The organism is Schwartzia sp. (in: firmicutes), from assembly GCF_978017985.1.
Window position 1 is genome coordinate 1 of sequence record NZ_CDXDFU010000103.1, and the last position, 10179, is coordinate 10179.

At 47.3% G+C, this 10179-nt stretch carries 5 protein-coding genes and 1 riboswitch; of the genes, 4 read left to right on the forward strand and 1 reads right to left on the reverse strand.

Annotated features, from left to right (window positions below; all coding sequences use genetic code 11):
* Positions 1-145 precede the first annotated feature (145 nt).
* On the reverse strand, positions 146-832 hold the full coding sequence (locus ACY69O_RS04795) for a hypothetical protein (protein WP_462332329.1): 687 nt from the start codon (positions 830-832) through the stop codon (positions 146-148).
* A gap of 351 nt (positions 833-1183) precedes the next feature.
* Here ACY69O_RS04795 and ACY69O_RS04800 point away from each other — a divergent pair, with 351 nt between their 5' ends.
* The 4 genes from ACY69O_RS04800 to cbiE form a co-directional block, all read left to right on the forward strand.
* Complete coding sequence (locus tag ACY69O_RS04800) at positions 1184-4639, forward strand: PD-(D/E)XK nuclease family protein (RefSeq protein ID WP_462332330.1); 3456 nt, start codon at positions 1184-1186, stop codon at positions 4637-4639.
* Positions 4636-8352 (forward strand): helicase-exonuclease AddAB subunit AddA, encoded by a 3717-nt coding sequence (gene addA, locus ACY69O_RS04805; protein WP_462332331.1) that lies wholly within the window; start codon positions 4636-4638, stop codon positions 8350-8352. Before ACY69O_RS04800 ends, addA begins: the two co-directional genes overlap by 4 nt.
* 69 nt (positions 8353-8421) lie before the next feature.
* A riboswitch (cobalamin riboswitch) is annotated at positions 8422-8591 on the forward strand.
* Between the two features lie 101 nt (positions 8592-8692).
* The gene (gene cbiD / locus ACY69O_RS04810) at positions 8693-9796 is read left to right on the forward strand and encodes a cobalt-precorrin-5B (C(1))-methyltransferase CbiD (RefSeq protein WP_462332332.1); all 1104 of its coding nucleotides are present in this window, start codon (positions 8693-8695) and stop codon (positions 9794-9796) included.
* Positions 9778-10179 (forward strand): precorrin-6y C5,15-methyltransferase (decarboxylating) subunit CbiE (gene cbiE, locus ACY69O_RS04815; protein ID WP_462332333.1); only part of this gene is annotated, 402 nt, incomplete at its 3' end. The genes cbiD and cbiE, both read left to right, overlap by 19 nt.

A 10179-nucleotide genomic window follows, 5' to 3' on the forward strand; every position in this document is an offset into this window, starting at 1 on the left:
CAGCAAGATGATTCAGCTCATGCTGAGCGTTCTTGTACAGCATCTTGATGCTGTCTACAGCGAATTTATGGCACAGGTTTGGGGCAACTGAAAAGGGTAACAAAAAAGCGCAGGCACCGAAATGGTGTCTGCGCAATTTTTTTGCTTATTCAGCAGCGTCCTTGTGAGTTACGGTAAAGACATATCCGACTTCGGGAACTGCTGCGAAGTGGAATTTGTTGTTGTCGTGGACAGAGGAATTATTTGCGTTGCGGATATCTCCGCCCTGCTTGAAGCCCATCTCTCCGAGAACCATATCTCTCATGTGGTTGGCGTCGGAAGGATAGAGTGATTCAACGATTACACCGATAGCCGTGAGCATTTTGATGGATTCATCACGGTTCGTCGGTTTTGCAATGACCTGAATCTTTGATACTTCCTTTGAGCCCGGGTCAACGCTTCCTGTCATCATAATGGATTTATCAAGGTTGTAGCTGAAATCTCCGTTCGTAACATTCTTCATAAGGATATCCTGTTTTTTGACATTGACATTGTCGTTGAAACGGTCATGAAGAAGAGTGTATGTTATGCCCAGTGTCTTGCCCGAAGGGGCAGAGGACGACTGATTTACAGCTGAGTTTACCGCGCTTGTGGTAGCAGCATTGCTGTTCATAATCATTCCTATTGTGGTAACGATAAATATGATTGCGATGGCCGCTATACCAATAGCAAGCCAGCGGCTCTTTTTCTTCTTTGCGATTGTTTCCGGGTTCTCTTCGTTTACCGGGTGATTGCAGCTCGGGCAGATTTTTTCTGCGACACTGACATCTGCATTGCAATACTTACATTTCATAGATTATATTCTCCCTTCTGACGAACTTAATATAGATTATAATGCCTTTAATCAGAGTTTGCCATAGGCAAACTTTCCTTTGCGGCATTTTACCCGAGGGCACTAGCTTCGCGTCGCAACGAGGCAGGGATATATGTTCACCATCTGTTATTTTCCTCAAAAAACTATAGAAGCTGGGGACATCTTCAGCCGAGTTATACACTATTTGTTCAAAATTTTATGATAAAAATTTTATACGCTTCGGTATGTGATAATTTTTTTACCTGCTGTATTGTATAATGTTAAGGAAACATTGATTAAATGAAATCGTCCGGATTGGTGTCTTAAAAGAACTATTGGGGAGGCGTACTGATGACAGCTTCTATAGATTTCATTCTTGGCCGTGCCGGAAGCGGAAAGACATATACATGCTATGAGGAAATAAGCCGCATAGTTAAGGCGGAGCCGCTTGGCAGGCCGTTGATTCTGCTTGTTCCTGAGCACTGCACGTACGCGGCGGAACGTGAGCTTTTGGAGCATCTTCCGTCTAAAAGCGATATGCGCACGATTGTTACAGGCTTCCGCCGTCTTGCATGGAGGGTGCTGCGTGACAGCCGCAGTGCGTCACTGCCCGGAATCAGTAAGCTCGGAAAAAGATTGCTCTTGAAAAAGATTCTTTTACGCAGGGAAAAGGAGCTTGAGGTACTTAAACGCGCGGCAGGACAGCGGCGCTTTACGGAGCCTTTGGAAACTCTTATTGAAGAGTTCAAGAATCATGGTGTCGAGCCAGAGGTTCTGCTTGATGTCAGCGAAGAGCTGAGCAGAGATAAGCTGTTTTCAAAAAAGCTTGGCGAGCTTGCTCTTTTATACATGGATTACCGTAAGGAGACAGAGGGGAAATATCAGGATTCTGATGACAGGATGCTTGAACTTGCCAAGGCTGTTCCTTCGTCTGCGCTGTTTGACGGCGCAGAGGTATGGATAGACGGCTTTTTGTTTTTTAATCCCCATGAGCTGAGCGTGCTGGATGCTATTTTCCGTACAGCAGAGGCAGTTCACATTACTCTTCCCATGGACAGGGATATTCCGTTCAGGACAGAAATGCCGCCATCTTATCTTTTTTTCAAGGCATCCCAGACAATGCAGAGCATCAAGGAGATTGCGGCTAATCTCAAAAGTCCCGTAAAAGTCCGTATACTTGGAGACAGCCATCGTTTTGAAACGGAAGGGCTGAAAATTGTGGAGCAGCGTCTTTTTGATTACGGAGAGTATGCTGCTGAGGACGGAGCGGGAGTAAAGCTGACAGAAGCCGCTACACGCCGTCTTGAGGCTGAGGCGGCGGCAGCAGATATAGTCAGGGTGTGCCGTGAGCGCGGATGGCGCTGGAATGATTTCGGTATTCTTTTGAGAGATGAAGAAAATTATCGTGACATTGTGGAGGAAATGCTTTCCGACTATCATGTGCCTTTTTACACGGATTGGAAGCGGGCAGCGGTTCATCATCCTCTGGCGGAGATTATTCGTTCTGCTCTCGAGTCAGTTACACAGGGCTGGCGATACGAGTCTGTATTCAGGTGCGTGAAGACGGGAATGATGAAGCTGTCCGAGGAGGAAGCGGACGAGCTGGAAAATTATGTTCTGGCCTCCGGAGTACGGGGCGAAAAAGCATGGGGAAATACATGGGCGTATCGTCAGATGAAGCCGGGAGAGACGGAGGAGCAAAAGGGAGAGATTCTTGAGCGACTCAATCGCGAACGTGAGACCGTATATAACACGCTTCATGAGTTCTCCGAAAATCTTGCTGCGGCAGAAAATGTCAAAGGACTTGTTACAGCAGTATATACCCTTCTTGAAGGGCTGGAAGCAGGAAAGCTTCTTGCTGATATGGCTGCGGAAGCTGAAAGGGCCGGGGAGCTTGATGAAGCCGCAGAGCACAGACGTATATGGTCTTCCGTTATGGAGCTTTTTGATGAGCTGGTAAATATAACGGGAGAGGAGTCCATGAAAACGGAGGATTTTTCCGATTTGCTTTGCGACGGGCTTGATACCCTTGAAATAGCTCTTGTTCCGCCGGGAAACGATGCGGTCACGGTAGCGTCTTTTGATCAGAACAGTCTGGACAATATTAAGGCAATATATATTCTTGGCGCAAATGACGGTGTAATGCCGAAGCGCAGTGCAGAGAAAGGGCTTTTGACCGAATCGGACAGACTGCGTATTCAGGAGGCGGCAAAGGGGAAAATAGAGCTTGCTCCGGGCCGTATACAGGAAAGCGCCAACGAAAACTATCTGATGTATCAGGGGTTTTCCGAGGCAAGTACGTATTTATGGGTATCATGGGCACTGTCTGACAGTGAGGGCGACGGACTGACCCGTTCTGCGGTGGTGCGCCGTCTGCATTCAATATTGAATAATCCGATAGATATGATTCCATTGGAGGGTGCTGCACAGAGAGAAGAATTTCAGTTTACCCAGCCGAAACGTGCGGTCGGACAGCTTGCGTCAGCGCTTCGTTCCTGTATTTCAGGGGATAATGAGCAGCAGGACTGGACTTCGGTTTATAACTGGGCGTTGGAGCATGAGCCGGAAAGACTCTCAATGCTGTGCAAAGGCGCACTTTCACGCGCGAAGGATGAATCAATCCCTCCGACGCTTGCTTCAAGACTGTATACCTCAAAGAAGCGAATGGAGGGCAGTGTTTCACAGTTTGAGACATTTGCGCAGTGTCCATTCCGTTATTTCGCACAGTACGGACTTCACCTTGAGGAGCGCAGTGAATTCACATTCAGGGCGCTGGATTACGGAAATCTTCTCCACAAAATCATGTACCGCTTTGCTGAAATCATGCGCAGGGATAAAAGAGATTGGAGCTCTGTGACGCCGGAGGAACAGCAGAAGATATGCCATAAGCTGATTGAGGAAGAGGCGCCTAAGGTTCAGAACGAAATCCTTTATTCCACAGAGCAGTATAAAAATCTTATGACACGTATAGAGGATACAGTACAGGAATCCATTTCCAGGGCTGTAGGTTTTTCAGCGGCCTCGAAGTTTAAGCCTGTAATGTTTGAAAAGGCTTTTGGCAAAAATTCGCAGGAAGGCGCTGTTATGAGTTATAAGCTTTCAAATGGTGCGGAGCTGGACCTTACGGGCAAAATTGACCGTATTGATGTAGGAGAAATGCAGAATTCGGATACGGGAGAAGTAATTCCCTATTTCCTTGTTATAGATTATAAAACCGGAAGCCCTGAGCTTTCCATGATGGATGTTTATGAAGGGCTGAATCTGCAGCTTTTGACTTATGTGGTGGCAGCGGAGCGTATTTTGGCCGCACATGATGAAAAACGAATGCCTGCGGGAATATTCTACTGCTACCTTGCCAATCCGACTGTACCTCTCGGGGAACGGGCTGATGTGAACGAAGCGTTGAAAAAGGTTGCGGATGAGCTTCGTTTTAAGGGCTGGTTTATTGAAAGTTCTCAGCTTATACAGACGATTGACAGTACGAACACGTATTTGTGCGTAAAACTGAAAAAAGGAAATGAATTGCCTGCGACTAAAAACACAAAGACGCAGGAACAGTTAAAGACCATTTTGGATTATACGGAAGCGCATCTTACCGAGACTGCTGAAAATATACTTCAGGGTGATATTCGGGTCCGTCCGTTCAAAAACAAAAAAAGAAATGCCTGCAAATATTGTCAGTATCGCTCAGTATGCGGTTTTGACGTAAAAATCGGAAGCATGGAATATGTACCGGACAACATGGATGATGGTGAGATTTTGTCGGCCATGAAGAAGAAAATTGAGAAAGGAGGCAGCGGGAAATGAGTTCAGTTAAAAAAGATACTCCATCACCCGACCAGGAAAAAGCGATACATCTGACCGGAACTGATATGCTCGTTTCGGCAGCTGCCGGGTCGGGCAAGACATTTACTCTCGTAGAACGTATTGTAAGCAGTATACGCGAGGGGCGCTGCAACATTGATGAACTGCTGGTCGTTACATTTACCAATGCGGCGGCTTCCGAAATGCGGGAGCGCGTGGAGAAAAAGCTGATGGAGGCATCGCGGTCGGATAAAAAGCTTCGTCAGCAGCTTATCCGTCTTCCAAATGCGTCGATTTCTACGCTTCATTCCTTCTGCCAGTCTCTGATACGGCAGAATTTTACCGAGCTTGATCTGGACCCTAAATTCCGTCTCGGCGGGGAGCAGGAAATCGGTCTTATAAAACAGTCAGTAATAGAGGACCTATTCGAGGAAAAATATGCGGAAGGCGACAAAGAGTTTCTTTCATTTGTGCGTCAATATGGTTCGGACCGCGATGACAGCGACCTCCATGAAATGATTTTAAGCATGTATAACTTTTCACGGAGCCAGCCGCAGCCCGAGGTATGGTTGGATAATCTCAGTCAGAGCTTCGACATAAAGCAGGGCGCATTGTTAAAGGATACCGCATGGTTTGAGGAAGCATCCTCTGATGTTGCAAGAGTTCTTGAAAGCACCGTGGATAAAGCGGAATATCTTACCAGCCGTTCGCTTGAAACCGGGTGCGATGCTTATGAGGAAGCATTAAAAAATGACAAAGAACGCGCTGAAAAACTTATCACCCTGTTAAAGCAGGGTGACTGGGATGCTGTAGGCAGAGGCATGAGAGAATCTTTCATGAGGTTTAAGCCGCTCCGAAATGGCGATAAGGCGGCGCAGGATGAAATCAAAAACGGCAGGGAAGAATATAAAAAAGCCTACAAAAAAACAGCAGAAAAGTATTTCTTCGCTTCAGAACAGGAGATGCTTGATGACCTTCGGGCAGTAAAGCCGCTGGCAGACGTTTTGTGCGGTCTTACAAAAGCATTCTCGAAAGAGTTCAGGAAAGCAAAAAAGAAAAAAGGAATGCTTGATTTCAATGATCTTGAGCATTACGCGCTGCAGCTTCTGATGGAAAAAGACCCGGAAACGGGATGGTTTACCGGAAATGTAACGGAAACTGCCAAAGACCTGCAGCAAAAATACAAAGAGGTCATGGTGGATGAATATCAGGACACTAACGGGGTACAGGAGGCTATTCTGCAATGCATACAGAATGGAAAAAATTCTTTCGTCGTTGGTGATGTAAAGCAGAGTATTTACAGGTTCAGACTGGCAGATCCAATGCTTTTCCTTGATAAGCAGATTTCGTATATTAACAAGACTAAAGACGGACAGGCTCTGTTTTTGAAGGAAAATTACCGCAGCAGGCCTGAGGTGCTGGGGGCAATCAATTACCTCTTTTCCCAGTTCATGATAAAACCTGAAATGGAGCTTGATTATGACGCGGATGCGGCTCTTTACGCAAAGGCGGATTATGGCAATCCGCCCGCAAACAGCTTTGACGGCGCGCCTGCCGAAATGCTCCTTGTTGATATGGAGGACAGGGATGATGAGGAAGGCGAGGAGCTTGGCGGTCTTGAGCTTGAAGCGCATATAATTGCGAAGCGCCTTATTGAGCTTAAAGAGAATGATACCCAGGTATTTGATAAGGATAAAAAGCAGTACCGTTCCATATGCTGGAGAGATATGGCTGTGCTTATGCGTTCTGTTCATGGAAAGGCACAGACGATTGTAGAGGTGCTGAGAAATTACGGGGTGCCTGCCTATGCTGCCGCGGACGCGGGCTATTTCGAGGAAATCGAAGTGCGGCTCATGCTCTCGCTTCTTTCGGTAATTGACAATGCACAGCAGGATATACCTTTGGCGGCCGTGCTTCATTCTCCTATTGGAGAAATGACCGCCGAAGAACTGGCTGAAATGCGTGCTGAAACACCGGAAGGCGGACTTTACAGTGCGTTTTGCGCATCAAAAAATCCCAAAGCTGTCAGATTCCGCGAAAAGCTGGCAGTTTGGCGGCGTATTTCGAGACGCGTTGGCGTTCCGGAGCTTCTTCATATTCTCTATCTGGAGACAGGCTATTATGATTACGTAGGGGCTCAGCCGGGAGGAATGCTGCGTCAGGCAAATCTCCGTATGCTCAGCGACCGTGCTGCAGATTATGAAAAAACAAGCTTCAGAGGTCTTTTCCGCTTTTTGCAGTTCATTCGTCAGATGCAGAAACGTAAAACAGACCTTTCTTCCGCACGTACTCTTGGTGAAAATGAGGACGTGGTCAGAATCATGAGCGTCCATATGAGCAAGGGGCTTGAGTTTCCTGTTGCCGTCATAGCGGATATAGGAAAAGGATTTAATCTGACGGATACAAATAAATCGCTTCTGATGCACAGAAAACTGGGGCTGGGGCCGTCATGTACGCAGACGGAAGGTCATGTTAAATGGAGATTCCCCACTGTTGCCAGACACGCGGTAGCTGCAAGGCTTATACGTGAATGCAAAGCGGAGGAAATGAGAATATTGTATGTTGCTCTCACGCGCGCAAGGGAAAAGCTTATTCTGACAGGCAGCGTAGCAAAGCTGTCCAAGAAGGTTCTCAAATGGATAAGAGCGCTGCAGTATCAGAAAACGGCATTCCCCGGATATAGCGTGCTTGAAGCCAATTCATGGCTTGACTGGATAGCTCCTGCCGTAATGCGTGACAAGGAGTGCGGAAAACCTCTTTGCGATATATCTGACTGTGTTGCAGTGGCTCGCGGATTCCCGTATGATGCCGGTGCACTCGGAGAATTTAAGATGAAAGTAGAAATATTTCCCGCGTCAGCCGAAGAGGAAGAAGAACCGGATGAAGCAGAGAGAGAACTGGTCAAGAAAATCCGCGATAGACTGCCTTTGCCTGAAACTGAAGAAGGAAAAGAGAAAAAAGCTGTTTTGGACTGGGTATATCCTTTTGCAACAGACACGCCTTCGAAATTTACAGTCACGGAAGTCAAGGATCGTGTGCAGGCATTGCGCCTGAATGAAATAGAGGAAAAAATACCCGAGCTTCCCATTGCATTTCAAGAACAAGCGGAAGAACCGGATTTTCCTGTTCCGGAGTTTATGAAATCCCCGTCGGATACTGCTGATACGTCCAAGGGAGCTTCCTATGGTACTCTTATGCACCGTGTACTTGAGCGGCTCACTGATTTGTCTGCTTCAGGAAAAGATGAAATTGAAAAGGCTGTCGACGCGTTGGCGGCTTCAGGTGTATTAACAGAAGAGGAACGTGCGGCAGTCAACATTTCTTCAATAGAGGCATTCTTCAACTCTTCCATAGGGCAGCGTGTACGCAACGCCAAAATGGTATATCGGGAACAGCCCTTCAGTATGCTTGTTGATGCTTCGCTTTTCGGATATGAAAAGAAGGGCGGCGCGGAGGACAGAGTTTTCCTTCAGGGTGTTATGGACCTTTTCTTTGAAGAAGATGACGGTGAAATTGTTCTGGTAGATTATAAAACTGACCGTAATACGACTCCGAAAAAAATTTGTGAGCGCTATGCGGTACAGTTGGCACTTTACAGTGAGGCAATTGAACGCTCCACAGGGAAGCATGTAAAGGAATGTTATATTTTCCGCTTGTCTGATGGAGATGTTGTTAAGGTTGCGACAGATATGCCTGTTTACGTGAATTCAAGGTAGCTTTTTTCAGAATGTTTTGCTAGCAAAACTTGGGCTATGGCGTTATAATAATACATGATTTTGCGACTTAACAGAATAAAGCAGTCAGGTGCTGAAGCTTAATAGGGAAGTCCGGTCTGATTCCGGCGCGGTCCCGCCACTGTATGAATGAGCATTTTCTAAGATGTCACTGGTGTAGCCGGGAAGGCTGAAAATGCGATGAGTTTAGCCAGGAGACCTGCCTGATTGCAACACCGTACTGCAAATGCAGGCGGCCTACGGTTGATAGGCGGGGTGCGAATGATTACTATGGTTATCTAAATGGTCTCCCCCTGCCCGTTGACGGACAGGGGGTTTTTTATTGGCAAAGGAACTGCGCGGAGGGTATACGACAGGCGCATGTATGGCAGCCGGAGTCAAAGCCGCTCTTCTGTATGAACAGGGAGAGGAATGCGACTCTCTGGCGCTGAAGGCGCTGGATGATACTATATTGACGATTCCCGTAAAGGATGTCAAAGAAACAGAGAATGGAATTATGGCTGAAATCGTAAAGGACGCCGGAGATGATCCTGATATCACCAACGGTGTTTCCGTATTTACGACCATCCGCCACCTGCCTAAAGGCAGCGGGCTGGTGTTCTGCGCAGGAGAAGGCATAGGCACAGTAACGAAGCCGGGCCTTTCCGTGCCGGTTGGAGAGCCTTCAATCAACCCGGGGCCAAGAAAGCTTACCCGAAATGTTGTGGAAGAAATTTTGGGAGCGGATGCAGACCTTGAGGTTACTGTTTCGATTCCTGCGGGGACGGAGCTCTGCAAGCAGACATTAAATCCTGTGCTGGGCGTTATCGGAGGAATTTCTGTAGTAGGAACGACAGGAGTGCTGCGGCCTATGTCCGAAGAAGGCTTTAAGAACTCTCTGGTACCGCAGATTGACGTAGCCCTTGCGGCGGGCCTTGATACGCAGGTTTTTGTTCCCGGAAAAATCGGTGAAACCCTTGCTGTTAAGCACGGAATACCAAAGGAAGCAATTATACAAACGAGCAACTTCATTGGCTTTATGCTTGAGGCCGCGGCTGAACGCGGAGTAAAGCGTGTGCTGCTGTTCGGTCATATAGGAAAGCTTGCAAAGGTAGCCGCAGGTGTGTTTTATACACATAACCGAATCGGAGACGGACGTCTTGAGGCTATCGCAGCCTATGCTGCGGCGGAAGGAATGCCGCAGGAGGGCGTAATAAAGATTCTGAATTCAACAACAACAGAGGATGCTTTGTCTGTCCTTGAAGAACATAAACTCGTATATGTATGTAATAAACTTGCAGAAAGAGCAAGTGTCAGAGCCGAGAGATTTATTTTCAACAAACTCAAGGTGGGCACTGTACTTGCGACTATGCAGGGCACCATTCTCGGAATGGATGCAAACGCCATAGAGATGGGAAGGGACTTTCATTGGGATATAGAATCATAGTAGCCGGTATCGGACCGGGCAATCCAAAATATGTACTGCCTGCCGCGGCCGAGGCGATTCAAAATGCCAAAGTGCTTGTGGGAGGCAGCCGTGCGCTTGCTGATTTTGCGCGTGACGGACAAATGACAATGCCCATACGAGGGGATATTCCCGCTGTTATGGATTTTATTCGTAAGCATATTGAGACTTCAGATGTTGTTGCAATGGTCTCGGGAGATCCAGGTTATTATTCCCTGCTTGACGCGCTTCGGCGTGAATTTTCAGAGGATGTAATCAATGTTATTCCCGGTATCAGCTCGGTGCAGTATGCTTTTTCAAAGCTTGCTCTGCCCTGGCATGATGCACTGCTTTTAAGTTTTCACGGCCGTGTGCCTGATGATTCA

Coding starts and splice junctions, on each gene's coding strand:
- ACY69O_RS04795 (WP_462332329.1), bottom strand. CDS start 832: ATGAAATGTAAGTATTGCAATGCAGATGTCAGTGTCGCAGAAAAAATC.
- ACY69O_RS04800 (WP_462332330.1), top strand. CDS start 1,184: ATGACAGCTTCTATAGATTTCATTCTTGGCCGTGCCGGAAGCGGAAAG.
- addA (WP_462332331.1), top strand. CDS start 4,636: ATGAGTTCAGTTAAAAAAGATACTCCATCACCCGACCAGGAAAAAGCG.